This window comes from Pseudoalteromonas sp. S1609 (assembly GCF_005887255.1).
In the GTDB taxonomy this organism is placed as follows: Bacteria; Pseudomonadota; Gammaproteobacteria; order Enterobacterales; family Alteromonadaceae; genus Pseudoalteromonas.
Map to the genome: position 1 here is coordinate 1 of NZ_PNDJ01000285.1, position 246 is coordinate 246.

Genomic DNA, 246 nt, shown 5'->3' on the forward strand with positions numbered 1-246 from the left:
AGCGGTATTTTTAAAGCCCGAAAACTTTCAAGCCCATGAAATTCGGGTTGCTATTTTTGTTCGTTATCCCCTAGATGATACACGCCGTCCAAAGCGTTTTTCACAAGAGCAATACCTAAAAACGCCAGAGCAAATGGCAGAGCTATTTAGTGATAATCCAGCTGCGTTACAAAATCCCGTAGCAATCTCAAAGCGCTCAAATGTAACCGTCCAATTAGGAGAGTATTTCCTACCAGATTAACCTAC

At 41.9% G+C, this 246-nt stretch carries 1 pseudogene; it reads left to right on the forward strand.

Features of this window, described 5'->3' with window-relative positions:
* Nucleotides 1–238: pseudogene (locus CWB76_RS19760) on the forward strand (hypothetical protein); the annotation flags it as partial.
* Nucleotides 239–246: the final 8 nt, after the last annotated feature.